Origin of the sequence: Nostoc sp. CHAB 5836 (genome assembly GCF_020829445.1) — a bacterium.
GTDB lineage: Bacteria > Cyanobacteriota > Cyanobacteriia > Cyanobacteriales > Nostocaceae > Nostoc.
In genome coordinates, this window is record NZ_JAIVFV010000068.1 from 12,610 (window position 1) to 33,530 (window position 20,921).

Sequence of the window (20,921 nt, forward strand, 5' to 3'; positions counted from 1 at the left end):
ATACTCCTTTAAACTCACTTTACTCCCATCCCACAAAAAAATAAATTTCACAGAGAGATTGCTTTTGTAGTGATAAAACTTGTCGAATTTCATTAATAGTTTTCATCACATTTTATCCTTGCAAAACTTCAGCCGCAGTTAACTGAAGATTAGCAAAAATTGAAGAAACAATAACACTTTCTCCCTGATGAACTCGCTCATCATAAAATCCCTCTACCCATTCCAAAACCGTCACCTTTTGGGCAATAGGATCAACAATCCAATATTCCGCAATACCCCGCGCTGCATACTCAGAACGCTTGTAACGATAATCCCGACTTTCCTGATTCGGACTCACCACCTCAACCACCAACAACGGCGGCGGCATATCCATCAAAATCAGCGATCGTGTGGCAACTTGCATTACCATCGCCAAGTCTTCCGAAAACACCACTAAATCAGGAACACGCACCCCCACCATACGACTATTTACAGCAATTTCTGTTTTCATACTCAAGCGGTAATAGGGAATACCTAATTTAGAAAAATAGATTAATAAAAACGTGGCTATTCGCCGATTTAGCTCACTTTCAAAAGGCATAACAATTAATTCCCCATTCTCCAATTCATATGAAGTATCCGTACCGTCATCAAATTGAAGAAATTCCTCAAAAGTCATTTTTTTAGCACTTGCAACTGTCATGGCTATTTCTCCCATAAACCGCTTGTATTAAGTAGGTCGGCGCAATTAAAGTTAACTGGCTAAGGCTGTCATTTGTCATTTGTCATTTGTCATTTGTCATTTGTCATTTGTCATTCGTCATTCGTCATTTGTAAGGGTTTTAAGCTTATTTACGTTTCGTAACATAATTGAATTTTTTCGCACCAACGTACTTAACTATTTTAACAATGCCCCTAATTCCTCCATTCCCTGCTGAATTTCCACCTCTAACTTCGCCAAATTAGCCAGGACTAGAGATAAGCCAATACGGTTCACAAAAGGCTGAAACTCTTTTTTTTTACGAACCACAGAGGCGCAGAGAACACAGAGAGAAGAGAGAAGAGAGAAGAGAGAAGGAGGAAATGCTTAACCCAAGTGTATTGGAGTATAAGCTTCTTCATCACCCGAATGCTCCTGTGTCAGCGAATCCTGATAGCGCACATCCGGCTTTTCCATCCCATGCAGCAGCATATTCATACTGCCAATACGGAGCATGGTATTGTCCAAATCGAACCTGTGAAACATCTCATGGTGTCGATCGCTTGAGTCGGTTAGCCTTGTTCTCTTCCAGGGTATGTAAATCGTCAAGCCAAGCAGAGGATTCCGCGATCGCCCCACTGCTTAATGAATCACCAATGTATTATTCTGCTGAACTGTTTTGTGATCATACCTATTTTGTGTTTGCATATTTTAATATTCTTTTTACATTCTATTTATAATTACTGCCCTGAAAGTAGGTAAACTTTATGCTCTCTAATATAAGTTACCTCTTCACTATTACTAAGAAAAATATCCTATCCAACTTCATGATTACTTGAACTAAATGTAGTCAATTATACCATTGTAGTAGCAGTTTAAATGATTGATATTAGAGAAGTAGTTTAAAGATATACCTTGTCTAATACATGAATAAAAAATGGGCTGCTAAACGACTTACCATCAATCTCACCTCAGGTGAAGCACAGAGGCTTGAACAATACTGTTCAATAACAGGAAGACCAGCAACTGATGTAATTCGGGAGTTAATTCGCTCTCTTTCTACTAAAAATGAACAAGACCCTCAAACCTAGCAGATCAAACTGTACAAAAAATAAAACATAGGATAACTACATCTCAACTTGTGAGTGAAATATAGTGTTTAACAGTTATCAACTACCAGTCAATTTCCGTAACTAAAGTTAGGGGATTTAAATAAACGTGAGTTCGATGAACCTCTCCCTCCCAACCTCCCTTTCCGTTTCGGAAAGGGAGGAGTAACGAAAAATTAAGCTTTTTACTCCCCTCTGTGCGTCGGAGAGGGGCTGGGGGAGAGGTCAAACAAGACTTGTCGAACTCACGTTAAATAAGGGCACTCTCTTACAAAGTGATGCTCCTACATTGCTAACAGAGCGGATAAAGTCTCCGCTCTGACTTTTTCATTGGATCTCATACAAGAATCCCACGGTTTAAAATAGAATAAACGTAGCGATATTTCCGTAGCCGTGGGAGTGTAAAATTACCCATTCAGATGATATCGAGTAATGGTTTTGCCAAAACCTACCCTTTAGATTTTCTTTTGGAGTATAGCGATCGCCTCTTCGACAGCGAAGAATCTAATGAGAGAGTGCGTGAGCGTAGCTAACTGTAGGTATCGCTAATTGTTAATTACGACGGAAATTTCTCTTACGTTGTTTGTGCCTTGCGACTTCTTTGCGCTTGTGTTTTTCCAGAGGCGTTTCAAAGTGACGATGCTTTCTCATGTCTGGAAAAATACCTGCTTTGGAAACTTCTCTCTTAAATCGACGTAAGGCTGACTCAATTCCTTCATTTTCGCCCACAAATACTTGGGTCATTTTCATCTCCTACTTAATTGGTACTGGGCAGTTTTAAGCCATGCAGTAGACCGGAGCGCAAAAAGGGCAGAATCATTATCTGCCCTGAAGACGTTAAAACTTAATTTTTGATCGTGAACTACCAGACACCAATGGCACTTGCGGTATTATATAAGATCTGCCAATTAATTGGGAATAGCATCTAGAACTCTCTAGTTCTATTAGTCTGAAATTCTTTTTTATTGTCAGGAGTCTTGAGAATCAAGACCTGATGAGCGACTGGTGTAGGCAAAGCCTACTTCAAGCAACTGCCATCTCATGATTTCCCTATGGGGTGATTGAGACACCTATGCTGTTTTAGTTAAATCTTAGTAGCGTCCTCGATTGTATCCACCACCGCCACCACTATTGCCGCGGCGATCGCCACCACCAAAGGAACCACCTCTATCTTCCTTGGGTTTAGCCTTATTGACTTTGAGGTCGCGTCCCATCCACTCAGCCCCATCAAGAGCATCAATGGCAGCTGTTTCTTCTGCTTCTGTACCCATCTCTACAAAAGCAAAGCCGCGTGGACGTCCGGTTTCACGGTCAGTAGGCAACTGAACCCGTTTTACAGAACCATGTTCGGCAAAAACAGAAGTGAGGTCTTCTTGTGTGACCTCGTAGGATAGATTACCTACATAAATTGACATGCGTTATCTCCAAAATCATAGGTGTGTAGAGATTTAGATTTCGGAGACAAGCTTGTTAAGACCAAAAGGAAAAAGCCTGTCAATACTAAAAACAAACACTGTAACCGAATTTTATTCTCACTTGATTACCTTAGCACATCATTCAGTTCTTACCCACCGTAACTTAGAAGTACTAAAGATTGGGCATGGGGCAAATGGTATAGGTTCAAGGAAGCAGGACTTACGCAAAAACTCTCTGCAACTCTTATTTCTTGGCGTACTTGGCGTACTTGGCGGTTCGTTTTTTCATGATTTTGCGTAAGTCCTGGGAAGAAACTTGTCCCCAAGTCTTTCTCAGAATGTTTCTTCTCTACCAGGACTTATGCAAAATAATCAAAAAATGCGTGAATTTTGAATTGATTTCTCCCTCATCTCCCCTACCCCCTCAGAGGCGAACTCCGACATTAGGTAGCAGAAATTGCCCAATTAATTGCAAAATAAATGCAGTTCGTCATTGTGACTAATTGGAAATGCCGACTACACTTGCTGACGCCCAAAATTTACTTTCTGACCTGATCGCCCGCAACTGTGAGCGCGTAGATTATCTGATGATTCGCCTTGAGGAAGCGGAAGGGACTGATATCTTGTTGCGTGGCGACAAGGTAGAAACCCTAAGCGTTGGCATCTCCATTGGTGGACATATTCGCGCTTGTTATAAAGGTGGATGGGGGTTGAGCTGCTTTAACCAACTGGAGACAATCAAAGATCGTATTGAAGAAGCGATCGCTGGGGCGCGGATGGTTGGGGATGAAGAAACTTTACTTGCACCCATTGACCCGGTGCAAGCAGTATGCATTCTACCCCTAAAAGGTACTGATCCCCGAAATATCCCACTCTCGCAGAAAAAACAATTGTGCGATCGCTACGCCCAATTGCTCAAAAGCGTTGATCATCGAATTACCACTACTTCGGTGCGTTATGGTGACAGTGCCCAAAAAGTAATCATTGCTACCTCAGAAGGCACTTTGATCGAGCAATCTTGGGTGGATATGGAAATGCGCTTTGCCGCCACCGCTAGAAATGGCGAAACTGTCCAAACTGGAAGGGAAACTACTGGTTCTCGCAAAGCTTACGAAGATTTAACTGATTTGGATGAACAGGTAAAAGGTGCTGCTCAAAGAGCGATCGCCGCTTTATCTCTGCCATCGGTCAAAGGCAATACTTACACTGTAGTCATTGATCCAATTCTCACGGGTTTATTTGTCCACGAAGCCTTCGGACATCTTTCTGAGGCTGATATGGCTTATGAAAACCCCGATCTGCTGGAAGTCATGACCATTGGACGGCGGTTTGGCCCAGAAGAACTCCAAATTTTTGATGGTGCGGCTCCAGAGGGACATCGCGGTAGCTATTTTTACGACGATGAAGGCACACCTGCTACTACTACTCAACTAATTAAAGATGGAGTTTTAGTGGGACGTTTACATTCTCGTGAAACTGCTGGCAAATTGGAGGAAGCGCCTACGGGTAACGCACGCTGTCTCAACTATCACTTTACTCCCATTGTGCGGATGACAAATACCTGGATTGAACGGGGTAAAACACCAGCTAAAGACTTATTTACCGATATCAAAGAAGGAGTTTATGCCCGTAATTGGTTGGGTGGGATGACGAATGGGGAAATGTTCACCTTTAGTGCTGGGGAAGCGTGGATGATTAGGAACGGCAAAATTGCTGAACCTGTGCGGGATGTGACGCTTTCGGGAAATGTATTCCAAACTTTAGCGGATATTGAGGCACTTGGTGATGATTTTTACTGGGATGAATCCGGCGGTTGTGGTAAGGGAGGGCAAAACGGCTTGTCAGTAGGTTGTGGTGGCCCTAGTCTGCGAATTCGAGATGTAGTGGTTGGCGGGGAAACGTAGCCCTGCTCTGAATACACAAGGCTTTCACATTCATTTTCACTCCTATGTCTAGTAGACATAGGAGTGAAATTAAATATGCGTTACCCACAACCCTTGTTTTGACGTAGCACTGCTACGTCAAAACAATTCATTTTCACTCCTATGTCTATTGCATATTACAATCGTTAAGAATGTCCTTTGTCAATTGGTTATCTCTCCTTTGAAATACAAATGACAAATGACAAATGACAAATGACAAATGACCAATGACCAATGACCAATGACCAATGACCAATGACCAACGACTACTTAATCAATTTGCTAGCCAAAAAGCGACGTTACGCACATAGGTTTTGATATCTTCTAAGGCACGGGGCTGTTTTTTCATTCCATCTCCTGGCGGCTCATCTACAAAAGTGGGACAGCCTTTATTAATATCCCAGTTGTAATCTACTAAATGATGGAAGCTGGAGTTAGCTACTGCTCGTCCTAGTATATTTCCCTGTTCATCTTGATGATGCTCGATCGCTACAACCAGATTGAAGTTACGACCTGTAACTAAACTTTTACCCAAAGCAATTACTCGTGCGTTTGCATTGTCCAAGGGTACGCCAATTCCACCTTCATGGGGATGTGTTGGGAAAAAATCGATAGTTCCCGAAGGGGAATTGGGATTTTTTAAAAGTTCGTGAATGGGTTCAACAATGGTAATTTTTTGATAATCACCGTTAGCTCCAGAATGATAGTTGGGCCAGGAGATATAAGTTGTGTATGAGTCATCTCGGCTCCAGCGAGATTCATCGGGATCGGGATTTTTAGTGTTGAAATAGTGGATATCACCAATATCAAGTAAACCACACATCGAACAGCCCATATCCTGATGATCTCGTGTTGTCAAAATCCCGCCGCCGCGTTGCCGAAAAGCATTAATTCCGGCAATGTCTTTTTCGGTTAAACCCTTATCTACCTCTAAGCCAAATAGCCAAAGTTCATCAAAATCTGATTTGTCGAGACTACTTAAAACTGGATCACCATCGACTACATTTGATTGGTAATCGCGTCCTGTAACTTCAAATCGGCTGTTTCCTGCTTCGTTTTGAATCGATGCTAAGTATTCTTGTAACATCGAGAAACGAAAAATGCTCCAGTCATCTTCAGTCGTAGGAATCGTAGTTTGCAAAAGAATACGAATTGGTTTTGCCATAAACTCTACCAGACGAACACCACAATTGAGTATAGCGAAGCGATCGCTTTGCACTAACTTGCCAAACAACTCTGCACACTGTTCTAGAGAACACACACTGGTTCGGAACTTGGAACGCCAAGCTGATAATACAATACCCTTGGGTTAAGCATTTCTTTCTTCTCTCTGTGTCCTTCTCTAACGAGACGCTGCGCAAAGGCGTCTTGGCGGTTCGTTAGTCAGAGTCTATCAATTGTGTCTACAGATTATCGACTTGCAAGGAAAAGTAACGTGGATATATTTTCTATACACAAACATACTATTTTAAAAAAATTTGCTACAAGTAGTGTTAATTATGACAATCATAATTAACATACTTAACTCTCAACTATTAATGGTGAACTCTACCCTCGTTGTCACACTCTATATCAACCCTATGACAGGGAATGATTGCAATACTGGTTCACGGTTGAGTCCGTTTCAAAGCCTCACCCGTGCCTTAAAAGTAACCAAAATACCTACGATAATTCATCTGGAATCGGGGATTTACAGCACTGCTAGTGGTGAGGTATTCCCACTGATCATCCGTAGAGGAGCGACAGTGGTGGGTAACGAAGCGAACAAAGGTGGAGGGATTGTAATTTCCGGGAGTGGGGAGTATCAAAGTCCTAGCTTTGGGATGCAAAATATCACGCTGCTTTTAGTAGATAATGCCTGTCTTTTGGGTGTAACTGTCACCAATCCCTCAGTCAAAGGTACTGGTATCTGGATTGAATCGGCTGCACCTACTTTAGCTAACAATACTTTCAGTGACTGTGGACGGGAAGGTGTGTTTACCACTGGTACTGCCAAACCCTCAATTATAAATAACATATTTGTGCAAAATACTGCAAGCGGGTTAGTAATGGCAGGTCATAGCCAAGGAAAAGTAGTAGAGAATGTATTTCAAAGAAACCCTTTAGGCATAGCAATTAGTGACTTTGCCGCTCCGGCGATCGCCAATAACAAATTATCAGAAAATCGCACGGCGATCGCACTTTCTCGCAACGCCCAACCTGTCCTACGTCAAAATCTGATTGCGAAAAATACCCAAGGTGGTTTATTAGTCCATGGCCATGCAGTCCCCGATTTAGGTAATACTAAAGATCCCGGTGATAATATTTTTCGTGATCATAATGAATTTGATTTATACAACGCCACTACACAAAAGCTGCTTTCCGTAGGTAATCAATTAAATCCTTCTCTAGTCAAGGGCTTGGTCGAATTGCTCCCAGCTAATGGAGTAGCAGTTAGCACTAGTTTCTCGGACAACTCAATAGAATCCCCATCTCAAAAACTCCCCGCGTCTTCTGAACTAGATGGACATTGGGCAGAACCATTTATTCAGGCATTAATCAGCCTGGATTTAACTCATGGTTTTGCCGACAGTAGCTACCAGCCAGATAAACCCATGACTCGCGCCCAGTATGCAACTTTAGTGGCGATCGCCTTCAACCCATTTCCCAAAATCCCAGCAGCTGATTTTACGGATGTACCCAAGGATTTTTGGGCCTATAGCGCTATTCAAATCGCCGCTAGCAGTGGCTTTGTTGGCGGATTTAGCGATCGCACTTTCCGCCCCGATCAAAATGTCCAACGGCTACAGGTGATTGTCTCTCTAGTAAATGGGCTGGGGCTACCAGCTGTTGATGGCAATGTTTTAGAAGTATATAGCGATCGTCATACCATTCCCGACTATGCCCGAAAAGCCGTTGCCACAGCTACACAACGTGGTATAGTTGTCAACTATCCAGATCCGAAAGTGCTTGCACCTTCACATTTGGCAACACGCGCCGAAGTAGCAGCGATGGTTTATCAGGCATTAGTTGCTACTGGGCGAACACCTGCGATTAAATCAACCTATGTAGGGTTGCATTCCAGAACTTGACAGGTAAGATAGGGAACACTGCCTATCGGCTTGGTAACTCTTGGGAAAAAACCATGTAGTTAAAAGCACGTTAGGCTCCTATGCGGTGGGTGACAAATCTTGATCTAAAGCTATAAAGCTAATAGCCCCATGTTAACAACACTTCCGGACACCTCTGCCAACTTGGCGATCGCCTTATTAATTAACTATAGTTTCGATCTCAGTGGGTATAATGCCAATGAGCTAGTTGAGCGTTGGCAAACGCAATACCCTCTGAATTGGCTACACCTGGCAGTGATTGAGGCACTATATCAAGGTCGTTACAAAGCGGTTTCCGTGCAGCAAATCTTAGTATTTTGGCAGCGCCGGGATCAGGCTACATATCATTTCAACATGGAATTTGAACGGATGATTTGTAGCAAATTTCCCCAAAGCTTAACCTCATTGGCTGCACCATCTCTACCGTCAGTTAAGAAAAACCCCACTGTAGAGAAAGTCACGAGTCCTCAATTACCACCAGCTAAAATTCGCAACGACTATCAACACAGCAATACTGCAACTCTACAACTGAAAAGTTCCGAACCAAAGCTATCTTTAAGTGAAGAAGAAAAGAAGCAGGAAGATAGAGACCATAAAACTGTCTTAAAGTCTCCGCTTTCTGGGAAATTTGCCTCTTCAAGAACCCTTCAGCTATCGTCTGCTGTCAGCCAAAGGCAAACCTCACCAGAAAGTCTACCGCCTTCCCCATCACCAAGTAATCATCAACGACAGCCCAAACTGCTCCCACCAGCTCCTATTCATGCCCCAATCGGGCAATTTACTCCAGAAAAAAGCGATTACTCTGAGTCTTTTACATCTAAACTCAAAGCGATGTCTGGGGAACAGAATCGAACCGGGGGGAGTAATGAATAGACATCTGGTGAAATTAAATATGCGTTACCCAGAACCCTTGTAGAGACGTAGCACTGCTACGTCTCTACATTCTTTTTCGGAGATGTCTAATGTTTTTACTCTGCAACCAACTGCTTAAAGCGCTGATCATCAGCAATCTCATCAAAATCGAGATCAGTTGCTGCGTCTTCTTTATACCTGGGATTAAGTTCAATTGCCTGTTGTAGAGTTAGCAGAGATCGGTCAATTTGTCTTTGCAGTGCGTAACAAGCTGCTTTGTTGTAATGGGCACTGGCATAATCTGGCTTAATTTCTAAGGCTTTGTTAAAACTAGCGATCGCTTCATCATCGCGTCCCAATCTTACCAAAGTATAACCGCGTTTATCCCAGTTTTTGGGAGAATTTGGTTGGAATTCCACCGCTTTATCCAGGGACACAATTGCCTCTTCATATTGTTCTAATGCTAGTAGGGAAAGACCGCGATTTAACCAAGCAACTGCATCATCAGGCTTGATTTGTGTAGCTTGATCAAATGAGGCAAAGGCTTGCTGATGCTGTTGTAAGTTCCCAAAAGCAACGCCGCGATCGCACCAAGCTTGATGATAATCTGGCTGAATCTGAATAGCTCGATCATAGGATGCGATCGCATCTTTGTAGCGTTTCAACCTTCCGAGAGTTAGACCATGTTTTAACCAAGCCACAGGTTGATCAGGTTGGATTTTAACTGCTTGGTTGTAGGCTGCGATCGCATCTTCATAGCGCCTTTGGGAAAACAGCCCATCTGCCTGTTTTAAGTACTCATCAGCAGTTAATTCGGGTTGTTGTGGCTGTTGTTGTATTTCTTCCTCAACTTCAGATTTCACCACCTCTAAGATAGATTCAGGTGTAATTTCAGTTAGTTCTTGAAGGATGAGATCCTTTTTTTCTTGGGCATCCAATTGTAACTCAGAGAGTTGAGAGACAAACTCAGCTTCTAATCTTTCTAATTTCTCCAAAATGAGCATTTTTTGTTGTTGAGTATTCCATTGTAATTCTGAGAATTGCAAAGTAAACTCAGAACCAGATTTTTCTAAATTATCAATAATTAACTCTTTGCACTTTTGAGCATCTACTTGTAATTCCCATAGTTGATTAGCAAATTCTGACTGCAATGCTGCTAAACTGTCAACAAGTTTATCTTTTTGTTCTTGAGAATATCCCTGTAATTCTGATAATTCTTCAGCAAATTCTGACTGCAATTTTGTTAAACTTTCAAGAGCTATATCCTTTTGCTTTTGAGCATCAGACTGCCATCTAGAAAGTTGAGATGTGAACTCAGATCTTGACATTTCTAAATCAACAACGGCTAATTCTTGCTGTTGTTGCACACCTAACTTTAGATTAGACAGTTCCTCTGCCATGACAGATGCTAATTTCCCTAGATTCTCCAGTGCTATATCCCTTTTTTGTTGAGCATCAAACTCTAACTTAGATAGCCTAGAAGCAAAATTTGACTCGAACTTTTCTATATTTTTTTGAGATTTGTTTAGTTCCGTTTCTAATTTACTTAATACTTGTGCTTTAGCTAAATCTAGCTCAGATGTCAGAATTGATACATTTTCTTCTTGTTGATTTTTAATTTTTTGTTGTAAACTAGTCGTTTCCTGTTCTAATTTAGAATTTATTATTTTAGCTTCTTGAATCAGACTTTCAGCCTCTTGCTTAACGGTGGTTAGCTGATTTTGTAATTTCTCTATTCTCTCTAATTGTTGCATTGCTCTATCAACAATTTCACGGATTACCACCCGTCGCAGGAGCCAAAATAAAGCAATGATTGCAACTGGAAATAGACTTAATATAACCAGCCAGACATTTAGTAATATAGTTGTACGGCTAAAAGCGCTATTAAAATCAGATTGGACTTGCTGTTGAATTCGCTTTTCGGCTCGTAGTCGCGCTAATTCTTCCCGTTCCTGATTCGATAACACCGGAGTAGGAGTTAATGCTGGTTTGGGTAATGGTGCAGATTGTCCACTGGCAATTCCAACGCATAACAGTAACGGTAAAAATACAACAGTGCTTTTTACAATTAAAGCGAAAACAGCTTGATTTTTGCTCTTCATAACAACCGTCTCAGTCTGTTGGTCAGTTTTTGAAGCGGCGTGCCTCTCTCCAATCTATAACAGAATTAAGTAGTTAAATGTTGTAGAGGCAGTGGGAAATGCTGAACAATCCTTAACTAATGCGTTCCCTCACCCCTGACTATACGTACAAATTCAGTGGACAGTGCAGTCAAGTTTTTGACATAAATGTTTGTAGTAAGGACTTTAGTGCTTAGAAAAGAAGATTAGAGTCCTAACTACAAACTTGCTTATAAGTAAGTCGGCGAAAAAAAACTAAACTATGTAACGAAAAGTAAAATCTCTGTATTTGGCTCGTAGTTGCGCTTTAGCGCTAAAGCAAACCAGTGATGATTATTTGCACCGAGTTACTTACCAATGGAGATTTTGGTGCTTGCGCTGTACCCTCTTAATTACGAATTACGAATTACGAATTAGTAATTATTTAGTCACGTGTAGGTACTTGGCACTAACATTAGATTATCTAGGGTAAGCAGATTACTTGTCCTAAAATTAACTTAACAAAGGCGGTAAAAATGGGTCGCATAAATCCTTATACACTGCAATTACAGATTACCCGAATGTTTGAGCAAGGGCAATCATTTTTTGCCACAACCAAGGTGCAGGAATGGTTGAAAGAACGCAAACATAATCCAGAAGATTATGAGATTATGTTCCATAAAAAACCTGCGCCTCCTGGTTCTAAAGAAGTGATGGTAGTGGAAATTGAATTACGCCGCAAAGATGGACAACCTGTAGATCCTTGGTTGCAGGAACAAGCAAATCTCCATGCCTGATTTTAGCAACTAGCAATTTTCAATTTAAATTCATATTATCTTAACATAATTTATCAAAATAGAGCGTTCCTGATTGCGGAATGCTCTTTTGCTCCAGGTGGATGCTTCTTATTTATTGAACGTATCGCCCCACCTGAAGGACAGGGCTATTTCATTCTAGACATAAATATTAATTAATGTATCAACGGGAGAACAAGAATTTATGATTGATTTTTCAGGGATTAGGGCGATCGCTTAAAATTTTGTCAATAAGCGGCCATTAATGCGATTATTATGGACTTTATTGACACTGAGAGGTTCTTGTTGACAAGATGCATTTGCCCTGATATTATCGGCGTAGCGACAAAGTGAAAAAACTTTTTGGGGTTGCTGATTGATTCGGAATTTAGAATCAATTAGTGGGAGATTCAAACCCGCCACTAATTGCAATACAGTTGAGTTAAGCATTTAGAGAAAATCGTTTATTATGGATTCTCGCGCAGGAAAGTGCCAATCTCATGTAGTTCCTGCTGATTGAGGCGAAATTCCCCAGCTGCGATGATTCCTTCCACCTGCTTTGGATTGCGTCCCCTTGAATACTTGAAAAAGCTAAATTAAAACAACTATGGTTTCACATCACTCTCACCGCGCATAATCTTGAAAATATCCTTTACAATCTTGTTGCGAATCTCAGTTAAGTTAGTCAGATTAAGTTTTTTACATTTAAGTTGCTCAAAATACTGAATAAGGCGATCGCAATGACTTTCTAAGTGCCCGTTGTAACGCTTTTGCCCACAGTTATCCTCTAACACTGATTTGCTATAGCTAGTTGGTAAGTTCTCCAGTAACTTATCGATATCTTGCCAATCGAATGTTGAATTATAAAGAAGCAGAATTGATTTACAGGTAGCTGCCCAAATTTTTCCTAAATCTGCAAACTGTGTTAAACGATGTGGATACAGACCTCTGACTAGAGAATCTCCTGGACTAAAGATTCTTTCTAAGTAAAATTTTCCATCATTATCTTTCTTCTCTTTATTTCCATCTTCAGCAATTGCTGAACAATATGTAAACATTCTAATAGCTTTTTGAATTTTTATTACTTTTTCGCTTTCTTTTTTTTCATCATCGCAAAGTTCCAGCATCCCCATCCCAAAAAGTAAAATACTTGAATGTGTGCCAAATAAATAAACTGATTTATGCTCTTTTGTACAAATCTTCTTGAAGATAGAGAAATCAAAATTTATAACATTATTTTCAGGTTCATAAATCTGTTCAGATTCATCGCTTCCCTCACTTAATTCTTGGATAAGAGGCACGACCTGTATTTGCATATCTCCATAATGATCATAATATTTACCATCTTTTTTCACTTCAGTTATTCTGCCTCCATTATCTTTAATTTGTTGATAGCATATTTTGCCAATTCTTTCGTAGCAAATTAATGCATGTTCTATCAATCGCTTAGACCAATCTATACACTCTTCTCTGCTAAATCCTGTGTATGATGGTTTATAGTCTCCCAAATATGCCACCATTAAATAGCACCAACTTTGATAGGCAGACCAATAAGCATAAAGTGCTGGATTAGCATCTCTAGCTGCATAAATTCGTGCTTTCTCTAACAAATGAATTGGTTGTATTAAAGCATCCCATCTATTGCTAGGATGGTCAGTATAAGAAGATGTAAAGATGTAAAGTTTCGCTCTGTGTGCGTATACTCTTGATAAAAGATAGAAGAATGGATGAAAATTACTTTGACCACATGCATCAACAATGTAGTATTTTCTCAAAATATTTTTTAGATATTCTTCAGCATTATTTAAACTATCTGTAGCTGCCCGAATAGCGATACCACGATCTGAATGTGCTTGACGACTTTCTATATCTTCTAAATCTGCCAAATAATTATATCGAAACAGGCAAAGCTCATACTTAACAAATATGAAATCGCTAAAACATTTATTATTGCCTTTTTCTGCTTCTATAATGTGGGGTTTTAAAACATCCAAATATTTTTTAGCAATCCGGTAAAGACCTTCTTTGAGATAAAAATCAGTTATATTTAAATGAGCATCATAAGCAACTGTACTCCATGCCTTACCATCATCTACTTCTATAAAATTTAAATTGTTGTCTACGACACGATAACGATTGCAAAAAAGTGTTTTATTTAGATAACCTTCCATTGCTTTCAAAGAAAACGGATAAAAATTTACATAACCTTCCGCTAGCCGTAGAGCATCTATTTCTTCAACACGATGGCATAGCTCAGTCATATAAGTTACAGGATTTATTCCAGTTTGTTGAATTGCTCTTAATCTAGCTTGTAGTGCAGCTTTCGCAGCTATTTCTACAGTATCAAACCCGCAGTACTCACCGTAAATTACTTCGTTATTAGAAATTATTTCATCATAGGTTTTATTTTGCTGAATTGCTTTTTCAATATCAGATTTATTGCAGAGGTTAATCAAGCTATAAGACCAAACGAGACTGGAACTACCAAAAAATTCGTTATTGTTTAAAATGTCACGAGCTAACGGTAAATAGCTACTTAAGCTAGGAATATCCCAAAATAAGACTCTATTGATTGCCGCAACAATATTATGGATAGGACTGCCAATACCAGAAATTTCCTCAAAAAATTCTAATTTATTTTCATTTTGATTAAAAGAACGAATTTGATGAGCTTTTTCTGGAATCCAAGGTTGATAATTATCTGGAATCTTTATATAAAAATGTACTTTTATTTTGTAGGCAAATTGATTTTTAAAACCTACAACATCTTCCTCATCTTCTTCATCTTCCAACAACAATGGATTGAGTAAACCAAACTTCTGCTCTTTGGTTTTAAGATAAAGCGGTAATGGATGTATTTTCTCAATTTCAAAATGTTTTAAATGAATAGGGAAATCGTCACTTAGTGCTTTATTTTCTACAATACAGCGAGTTAAATGCTCTATAAAATTATGAGGTATTAGACTAGTCTTATGTTGTACGTCATCAGTAAAAATTTCATTTTTAAACATAGATTTATATTGTCTCAAACCAGATTGCAATTCAATCCGACTGATTTGATCGCAAACTTTACTGACAAGCTCTTTAATTTTTTGTGATTTTAACTCTGCATCTATTCCTTGATAAAATTCTGCTAGGATAATTTCAATGTTATTCTGAATAATATCTGTAGTTGAAAGAGTTATATTTAATCTATTTTTAGACTCTAATTTATTGAATGAATTATAAAAAATATCGGTTATTTTTTTGTAGAAAAGTATAGTATCTTCCGTTTTTAAACCTTTACTAGGATCTGTAACAGTTGATAAAAATTCTTGTAATATAGCTTCACCCGGATGTATGGGAAGCTTTAATACTTCCTTCTCTTCCAAAGTTAATTGATAAAAGATACGAAATACCCTTAATTTTTCTCCTCTAGTTAAGATTCGTAAGATTTTGGACTTTGGTGTTTCTAATCTTTTTGCAGCCCGGTATTCTTGAATTCCCTCTAAAATTTCTACCAACTTTCCCAGAGTTAGTCCTGGAACTACAGAGATTCTTTCTTTTTCACTATAGTATTCAGGAAGTACTGAGCGTAAAACACGTCTAATAAAAATCCGATTATTTTTCTGACCCCATTGATTAGCAATACTACTTTCATTAGGTTTAACAATATCCTCCTTTTCGTTTATCCCTAGATCCGTCAAGTAATTAAGTAAGTATTTATACACTGATGTTGCTCTATATGGATCGCCAGAACGACGATGCTCACAACTTAAAGAATATTTACTTTCCAATGATTCAGAGTTAGGTGAGCTTTTCTCACTTTCAGAGTGATTATTCTGCTTGTGCATACTTTAAGCCTTGGTTCTGTATAGTCTGTTTCTAACCAGATTATTTTTTTGTACAAATTGTACAGTCAATATATCTGAATGTAGCTATATTTGTACATGTTGTACATATTTTTTAGTAATTATTGGGTTAATAGCAAGCTACATTAGGGAGTTTTTTAAAATGAAATACATCAGCTTGTATAATACGTATTAGGCTAATGTCATTAGTGCTACCAAGTTTTACAGCTTTGTTGCAATAGATTTTAGTTATCTGATGGGTTACTTTTTTCAGTAATCAAATCGTACATTTTGTATATATATTGACAAACATTTTGTAGTTATATATTATATCGTAAGATATAATATATATCAATTATATACAATTGCGTAAGTTGTTTGTACATTTTGTATTTTTGACCTAAACGCTATCACGGCTTGTGTAAAAATGACCTGAACAATTTTCATGTGAAAGCTACATTTGGCTAAACCGTTCAAAATCAAATTTGTATAACTTATTTTTATATGCTGTCTTAGTTAGTAGTTAACAATAAAGTTAAACACTCTAGTGCATAACCCTTTATCAAATAACCACAATCCTAGTTTTACCCAGAGGAATGGTATGAGTATCTTGACTTTTCATTCCGAAGACGCAGGCATTAAATATCATCGGCTTGCTCAAGCGTTAAAAAAAGCCAATGTATCCAAGATAGCCAAAGAGGCTGAAATAGCTAGAAAGTCTGGAAAAGTTAAAGAATCTGGAAAAGCTGGAGTCACAGATGATTTGGTACATAAGTTTAAGGAAGTAGCGCACTGGTTATTAATAGCTGTATTGGGATGGGAAGCTGAGTCTCGACGAGGTTTTGTTCAGTCTGATTCTTTGTCATCTAAAGTGTCAACTCACGAGACTCAGTTGGAAAGTGTAGCTATTGAAACTTGGAAGCTAGCTAATACACATACAATCAAATTCCACCAGAAATATAAAGATATTCCTGTATATGGTGCTCAGGTGAATGTCGAAATTGACGAGGAGAACGAATTACTTGCAATCAACTCAGCCATTGGCATTCCTATTGATATTGATGAGAACCCCAAGATTAAGTCTAATGAACTTAAAGACTTAATTCAGAAAATGACCAAGTGGGACTTGAAAAATTCGGTTTTAAAATCCACTCTTTACTATTACTTTGACTCCACACAGTCTCAAGATAAAGAAAACAAGCCTCAAGACGGACAATGGCGGCTAGTATACTTAGTCGAAAATCAAATTGATAAAACTAACGATCCCCAAATGTTTGAGTCGATACAAGAAATGGTAGACTATGTAATTGATGCTCATACGGGAGAATTAGTGTCCAAGCTCCCTCGTGTGAAGACTATCCGATAATAGCTTTAGGATAAAGGTGCAGGGGTTTGGTGCAGATGCAGGTAACAATTCGGGATTATTTTGATCAAGAGCGTACCCTTTGTTATGAAGAGGTCACCAACTCAGAACCAACTTCGTATTTTGAAGATACAGATCTCAAAGTATGTACCTATTACATTAATGATTATGGGACAGAAGCTCTTCCTGGTAGAAACATAGTTAACCCTCCACCCTGGCAACCCCAAAGTATTAGTGCGTATGCTAACGCTTGTGATGTAGCTGTATTTTTCAGGGAGGTGCTAGAGTATATCCCATCACACGAAACTACGGCGCACTACATCTCTAGTATTCAATGTATTGAAGACCAATCAAACCAAAATCAAAATATGGATGCTTGGTGGTCTTCTGATTATCAACAAGCATTTTTTGGGCAATGCCAAGTCAATAATCAATTTCTTTGTTTTGCTGTTTCACAAGATATAGTTGCTCATGAATTTACTCACGCCTTGACAAGTTGGACTACTAAACTCGATTATATGGGTGAATCAGGAGCGCTTGATGAATCCTATGCTGATATTTTCGGCATTTTGATTGCCAACTTTCGCAATCATGAAATTGGAACTTGGAAATGGGAAATAGGAAATGGTTTTAGCAACCAAGGTTACGCCTTCAGGAATTTGCAGCAACCTGACAAATGTAATTCCAAATTCATCATTAATGGTCAGCCACAACAGATAAATCATCCAGCACACATGGATAATTTTCTCCACTTGTCATACGATAAAGATCATGGTGGAGTTCATCATAACTGTAGTATACATAACCACGCTGCTTATAAATTACTAATTTCTCAGAATAACGAAACAAACGAATATCTATTCGATGCTAGCACCGTAGCAGTCTTGTTCTATCAAGCCTTAAAAAAGCTCGGTCCAAAATCTGGTTTCACTGATAGCCGTTTAGCTATTGAGAATATTGCAAAAACTCTATTTCGTGGAAATCCTCCTAATGAGAAGCAGAAAAAGCTGGGAGCGATCGCCACAGCTTTCGACAGTGTAGGAATTGTGATTTAAGCGCATTAGTGGGGGAAGAACACAAGAATACTCTCTCGATTTTATAGCGCATTTTTAATGCCAATACCGCGCAGCGATTCTGCTCAGTTGTAGCTCAACTACTGATTGTGGGGTGGGCAACATGAGCGCTCACGTTGCCCACCCCACAAGATTGGGTAATTTATTTGTTGTCAGTCCTTTACGGGGAGGGGATTAAGGTTATTTTCCTTGTCTCCCACTCCCTACTCAATAAGGATTTGAATCAATTCGTCCCCTTTTAACACTCCTAAGATAGTACCCAGAGGTTGGTCGGTTTTTAAGATTAAAGGTGTCGCCACTGCGAACTTTCCAAATTTTGTAACTGGAAAAGGTCAAAGGCGTTCGGGGTTCGCATACTTCCGGCATATGATTGCCAAGTACAAAGTATACCGCACCCCTACCCATAACTTTTACCAAACCATTTTTATCCACAAGAACCGATGTACTTTCACTAACTGCTATGCCTAAAACACTGCTAGATACACCGTCCTTAATTTGACGGGCAATAAAAGTCATAATTCGACCCATTCTTTGCCGCCTGTCGAAGTGTGTATCTACGATAGTTCCCTTCAAATTACTCCAATTGAAAAAGTTGTAAGTAAAAGTAATGTCTCGGTAGGGATCTTCGAGTGCGTCTCTAGTTTCAATGCCTTTTTCGGAAGAAGCGCAAGCATCATACACACAATCACTTTGGATCATTGCGCCCGCACTGGTGCCACCAATACCACCTCCTTTAAGGTAAACTGACTTAACAGCAGCCTCAAGCTTAGTATCTTTCCAGTTGCGGATGTATTGACATTGGTCGCCGCCAGCAAAGAAAATCACATCAGCGTTTCTGACTTTTTCATAAATCTCAGCTTTGTTTGCCTCCTGTCTATTGTTAATCAGAAGAGTTTCCACAGAGTTTACGCCTTTCATGGCATAAATTAGCCGATTGTAATCGTGATTACCATTAGTGCGGAGGACTACAACATTAACTTTAGTGCTGGAGTTGGCACTTCCCCGAACTTGGTTAATCATCCACTGGATAGCATCATCGACATCGGGGCCCCCGCCACCTAAGCTAAGGACTGGGCCCGCCAAGGAAGGACGGACATCAGGGGGGGGAGAGGGGGAAGGGCGAACATCAACAGTATCACCCAGGAAGTAGCGTTTCCAGCTTGCAATAAAACGGGTTATTAGGAAGGTTCCCATCTTTAACAACTTGATTCCTATATTTTTCAAGCGCCTTGCTATGCTTGGGAATGCCTTTGTCATACTAAGCTTCTGGAGCAAACTGCAATTATCGCTAGGCTAAGACGCATTTTAATTGCTTATTTATTCGTAAAATTCATCCTTTGTCATTAGTCGTTAGTCATTTGTCATTTGTCATTTGTGAATAACCAATGACCCATGCCTCATGCCTCATGCTCCATGACAAATGACGGTCTTAACGAAAAATGTGCAATTTAGAGGCGCACTAGCTTAACTGTGGCACTAGATAGGGTAAATTTTCCAGCGTACAGGGCTTGTACTGTTTTTTAACGCAAAGTAGCGCAGAGTAATCATTAATTCTCGGCGCTACTTTGCAAAAATCTTCACATTGCTTGTGGCGTTTAATTCCAGCCAGATGAAATCCAAAATCGACTCTGACAATTCAGGTCATGTGGAAAAGCTAACACGAAACCTAACCCCCCAGCCCCCAACCCTTGTAGGGAAGGGGGAGAACTCAAAGCCTCTCCCCTAGAAGGCAGGGCTGATTCATCCCACAAGAGCAAGGAGTTTGTCAATGTCATGAGAGAGAAATCTTTGGGCAATTGTGATGGAAGCATAACCATTTCGACGGAGTATATTAAGAGCGATCGCTCGCATAATTGAGAGATTTGCAGGAGCCTTACCCATACGTATAGTTGAATTATCTTCATTTAATCCTTTACCTTGGCAGAAGTCACTCGATAATTTGACTCCTGGACGAGTCGCTCAAGCTATGGGTGGAGTTTTTGCGGTGATTGGTACTCCTGCCCAACCACCCAAACCTCGCGGAAAGTCCCCTGGTTGGGAAGCAGGAAAAAAGCGTCACCGTAAAAACCGATGTCCGATTGTTAAAAAAGTCGTAACACCACCACGTAAAGAGCGATCAGTTGCGGTTTAATACTAAAGATTATTTATAATTTCGCTAAGTCTCTGATTAACTCAGCCCTGCTGGGTCGTTTTGCATAGTTTAGTTTAAACTTCAGTCCCAACTGACACCAGGAAAAGCCCTCGCCATCACCATTTTTTGCAGTAGTGTGATTCCCTGTAAGAATTGCGGGCCATCTTGTAGTTGTACAGGAACCATTGGTAAAACCTTGGGGTCTACGCCAAAACGATTTGTTAACCTTCCTAAAGCATTGGAAAAAATCAACACTAGAGGGATTGTATAAGTAGGTGGGCGGGAAAATTTATAACTATGTAACGAAAAATTAACCAGAGCGGTTAGAGTCAAATTTAATACGTTTTGTACTGTATTTGCCTTTTTCTCCTCTAGCTTTAACGCCATCAATCACGGCGTAAGCAAGGTCTAACTCATCATCAAATATTTGCCCACATATAATACCTTTGCCAAAATAAGAGCCTAGAAAAATTTTGGCAAAAACTGGCAAAATCTCCATACATAAACCTTTAGCTTCTGAGGGAGATGGGACTGTCAGAACCTTTATACTGCGAGCAATACGTTA

General features: G+C 39.7%; 20 protein-coding genes and 1 pseudogene. 8 read left to right on the forward strand and 13 right to left on the reverse strand.

Translation table 11 applies throughout. The features are described 5' to 3' along the window. Positions 1-112: 112 nt before the first annotated feature. From LC605_RS15535 to LC605_RS15540, 3 genes are all read right to left on the reverse strand, one after another. Complete coding sequence (locus LC605_RS15535) at positions 113-682, reverse strand: Uma2 family endonuclease (RefSeq protein WP_229548424.1); 570 nt, start codon at positions 680-682, stop codon at positions 113-115. Between the two features lie 195 nt (positions 683-877). Beyond that, entirely contained in the window at positions 878-1,009 is a 132-nt protein-coding gene (locus tag LC605_RS32965; RefSeq protein WP_267868551.1) for a hypothetical protein, read from the reverse strand. Between the two features lie 57 nt (positions 1,010-1,066). Next, positions 1,067-1,225 carry a hypothetical protein gene (locus tag LC605_RS15540; RefSeq protein ID WP_229548425.1) on the reverse strand — a complete coding sequence of 53 codons (159 nt, stop codon included), beginning with the start codon at positions 1,223-1,225 and terminating at the stop codon, positions 1,067-1,069. Between the two features lie 380 nt (positions 1,226-1,605). On the opposite strand from LC605_RS15540, the gene LC605_RS15545 reads away from it, so the two are divergent. Continuing rightward, positions 1,606-1,770 carry a CopG family transcriptional regulator gene (locus LC605_RS15545; RefSeq protein ID WP_229548426.1) on the forward strand — a complete coding sequence of 55 codons (165 nt, stop codon included), beginning with the start codon at positions 1,606-1,608 and terminating at the stop codon, positions 1,768-1,770. 570 nt (positions 1,771-2,340) lie between these two features. On the opposite strand, the gene rpsU is transcribed toward LC605_RS15545, so the two are convergent. Beyond that, positions 2,341-2,532 carry a 30S ribosomal protein S21 gene (gene rpsU / locus LC605_RS15550; RefSeq protein WP_094333031.1) on the reverse strand — a complete coding sequence of 64 codons (192 nt, stop codon included), beginning with the start codon at positions 2,530-2,532 and terminating at the stop codon, positions 2,341-2,343. Between the two features lie 347 nt (positions 2,533-2,879). Continuing rightward, positions 2,880-3,203, reverse strand: coding sequence for an RNA-binding protein (locus LC605_RS15555; protein WP_229548427.1), 324 nt, complete (start codon positions 3,201-3,203; stop codon positions 2,880-2,882). Positions 3,204-3,712: 509 nt separating this feature from the next. Here LC605_RS15555 and LC605_RS15560 point away from each other — a divergent pair. After that, positions 3,713-5,107 (forward strand): TldD/PmbA family protein, encoded by a 1,395-nt coding sequence (locus LC605_RS15560; RefSeq protein ID WP_229548428.1) that lies wholly within the window; start codon positions 3,713-3,715, stop codon positions 5,105-5,107. Positions 5,108-5,399: 292 nt separating this feature from the next. On the opposite strand, the gene LC605_RS15565 is transcribed toward LC605_RS15560, so the two are convergent. After that, positions 5,400-6,290 carry a hypothetical protein gene (locus tag LC605_RS15565; protein ID WP_229548441.1) on the reverse strand — a complete coding sequence of 297 codons (891 nt, stop codon included), beginning with the start codon at positions 6,288-6,290 and terminating at the stop codon, positions 5,400-5,402. A 373-nt stretch (positions 6,291-6,663) separates the two neighbouring features. Here LC605_RS15565 and LC605_RS15570 point away from each other — a divergent pair, with 373 nt between their 5' ends. After that, positions 6,664-8,196, forward strand: coding sequence for a DUF1565 domain-containing protein (locus LC605_RS15570; protein ID WP_229548442.1), 1,533 nt, complete (start codon positions 6,664-6,666; stop codon positions 8,194-8,196). Positions 8,197-8,325: 129 nt separating this feature from the next. Next, positions 8,326-9,087, forward strand: coding sequence for a hypothetical protein (locus LC605_RS15575; RefSeq protein ID WP_229548429.1), 762 nt, complete (start codon positions 8,326-8,328; stop codon positions 9,085-9,087). Between the two features lie 95 nt (positions 9,088-9,182). Here LC605_RS15575 and LC605_RS15580 read toward each other — a convergent pair whose 3' ends face one another. Then, positions 9,183-11,168, reverse strand: a complete 1,986-nt coding sequence (locus LC605_RS15580; protein WP_229548430.1) for a tetratricopeptide repeat protein — start codon at positions 11,166-11,168, stop codon at positions 9,183-9,185. A gap of 533 nt (positions 11,169-11,701) precedes the next feature. On the opposite strand from LC605_RS15580, the gene LC605_RS15585 reads away from it, so the two are divergent. Further along, entirely contained in the window at positions 11,702-11,962 is a 261-nt protein-coding gene (locus tag LC605_RS15585) for a hypothetical protein (RefSeq protein WP_229548431.1), read from the forward strand. 234 nt (positions 11,963-12,196) lie between these two features. Here LC605_RS15585 and LC605_RS15590 read toward each other — a convergent pair whose 3' ends face one another. Beyond that, complete coding sequence (locus LC605_RS15590) at positions 12,197-12,409, reverse strand: hypothetical protein (RefSeq protein WP_229548432.1); 213 nt, start codon at positions 12,407-12,409, stop codon at positions 12,197-12,199. Positions 12,410-12,564: 155 nt separating this feature from the next. Beyond that, positions 12,565-15,792 carry a hypothetical protein gene (locus LC605_RS15595; RefSeq protein WP_229548433.1) on the reverse strand — a complete coding sequence of 1,076 codons (3,228 nt, stop codon included), beginning with the start codon at positions 15,790-15,792 and terminating at the stop codon, positions 12,565-12,567. A gap of 598 nt (positions 15,793-16,390) precedes the next feature. Between LC605_RS15595 and LC605_RS15600 the strand changes: the two genes are divergently transcribed. Continuing rightward, positions 16,391-17,155 (forward strand): hypothetical protein, encoded by a 765-nt coding sequence (locus LC605_RS15600; protein ID WP_229548434.1) that lies wholly within the window; start codon positions 16,391-16,393, stop codon positions 17,153-17,155. A 35-nt stretch (positions 17,156-17,190) separates the two neighbouring features. Next, positions 17,191-18,207 (forward strand): M4 family metallopeptidase, encoded by a 1,017-nt coding sequence (locus tag LC605_RS15605; protein WP_229548435.1) that lies wholly within the window; start codon positions 17,191-17,193, stop codon positions 18,205-18,207. Positions 18,208-18,432: 225 nt separating this feature from the next. Here the strand turns inward: LC605_RS15605 and LC605_RS15610 are convergent, their stop codons facing one another. Continuing rightward, positions 18,433-19,482 carry a cyanophycinase gene (locus LC605_RS15610; RefSeq protein WP_229548436.1) on the reverse strand — a complete coding sequence of 350 codons (1,050 nt, stop codon included), beginning with the start codon at positions 19,480-19,482 and terminating at the stop codon, positions 18,433-18,435. 483 nt (positions 19,483-19,965) lie between these two features. After that, complete coding sequence (locus tag LC605_RS15615) at positions 19,966-20,106, reverse strand: hypothetical protein (protein WP_229548437.1); 141 nt, start codon at positions 20,104-20,106, stop codon at positions 19,966-19,968. A gap of 58 nt (positions 20,107-20,164) precedes the next feature. Here LC605_RS15615 and LC605_RS15620 point away from each other — a divergent pair, with 58 nt between their 5' ends. Then, positions 20,165-20,356 carry a hypothetical protein gene (locus LC605_RS15620; protein WP_229548438.1) on the forward strand — a complete coding sequence of 64 codons (192 nt, stop codon included), beginning with the start codon at positions 20,165-20,167 and terminating at the stop codon, positions 20,354-20,356. An 84-nt stretch (positions 20,357-20,440) separates the two neighbouring features. On the opposite strand, the pseudogene LC605_RS15625 reads toward LC605_RS15620, so the two are convergent. Continuing rightward, positions 20,441-20,626: pseudogene (locus tag LC605_RS15625) on the reverse strand (ATP-binding protein); the annotation flags it as partial. Positions 20,627-20,666: 40 nt separating this feature from the next. Then, positions 20,667-20,855, reverse strand: coding sequence for a hypothetical protein (locus LC605_RS15630; protein ID WP_229548439.1), 189 nt, complete (start codon positions 20,853-20,855; stop codon positions 20,667-20,669). Positions 20,856-20,921 lie beyond the last annotated feature (66 nt).

Excerpts from the sequence above, each read along its gene's own strand:
- LC605_RS15615 (WP_229548437.1), bottom strand. The coding sequence starts at position 20,106 with ATGGGTAAGGCTCCTGCAAATCTCTCAATTATGCGAGCGATCGCTCTT.
- LC605_RS15605 (WP_229548435.1), top strand. The coding sequence starts at position 17,191 with ATGCAGGTAACAATTCGGGATTATTTTGATCAAGAGCGTACCCTTTGT.
- LC605_RS15540 (WP_229548425.1), bottom strand. The coding sequence starts at position 1,225 with ATGTTTCACAGGTTCGATTTGGACAATACCATGCTCCGTATTGGCAGT.
- LC605_RS15535 (WP_229548424.1), bottom strand. The coding sequence starts at position 682 with ATGACAGTTGCAAGTGCTAAAAAAATGACTTTTGAGGAATTTCTTCAA.
- LC605_RS15585 (WP_229548431.1), top strand. The coding sequence starts at position 11,702 with ATGGGTCGCATAAATCCTTATACACTGCAATTACAGATTACCCGAATG.
- LC605_RS15590 (WP_229548432.1), bottom strand. The coding sequence starts at position 12,409 with ATGCTTAACTCAACTGTATTGCAATTAGTGGCGGGTTTGAATCTCCCA.
- LC605_RS15565 (WP_229548441.1), bottom strand. The coding sequence starts at position 6,290 with ATGGCAAAACCAATTCGTATTCTTTTGCAAACTACGATTCCTACGACT.
- LC605_RS15570 (WP_229548442.1), top strand. The coding sequence starts at position 6,664 with ATGGTGAACTCTACCCTCGTTGTCACACTCTATATCAACCCTATGACA.
- LC605_RS15575 (WP_229548429.1), top strand. The coding sequence starts at position 8,326 with ATGTTAACAACACTTCCGGACACCTCTGCCAACTTGGCGATCGCCTTA.
- LC605_RS15610 (WP_229548436.1), bottom strand. The coding sequence starts at position 19,482 with ATGACAAAGGCATTCCCAAGCATAGCAAGGCGCTTGAAAAATATAGGA.
- LC605_RS15600 (WP_229548434.1), top strand. The coding sequence starts at position 16,391 with ATGAGTATCTTGACTTTTCATTCCGAAGACGCAGGCATTAAATATCAT.
- LC605_RS15595 (WP_229548433.1), bottom strand. The coding sequence starts at position 15,792 with ATGCACAAGCAGAATAATCACTCTGAAAGTGAGAAAAGCTCACCTAAC.
- LC605_RS15545 (WP_229548426.1), top strand. The coding sequence starts at position 1,606 with ATGAATAAAAAATGGGCTGCTAAACGACTTACCATCAATCTCACCTCA.
- LC605_RS15555 (WP_229548427.1), bottom strand. The coding sequence starts at position 3,203 with ATGTCAATTTATGTAGGTAATCTATCCTACGAGGTCACACAAGAAGAC.
- rpsU (WP_094333031.1), bottom strand. The coding sequence starts at position 2,532 with ATGACCCAAGTATTTGTGGGCGAAAATGAAGGAATTGAGTCAGCCTTA.
- LC605_RS15560 (WP_229548428.1), top strand. The coding sequence starts at position 3,713 with ATGCCGACTACACTTGCTGACGCCCAAAATTTACTTTCTGACCTGATC.
- LC605_RS15580 (WP_229548430.1), bottom strand. The coding sequence starts at position 11,168 with ATGAAGAGCAAAAATCAAGCTGTTTTCGCTTTAATTGTAAAAAGCACT.
- LC605_RS15630 (WP_229548439.1), bottom strand. The coding sequence starts at position 20,855 with ATGGAGATTTTGCCAGTTTTTGCCAAAATTTTTCTAGGCTCTTATTTT.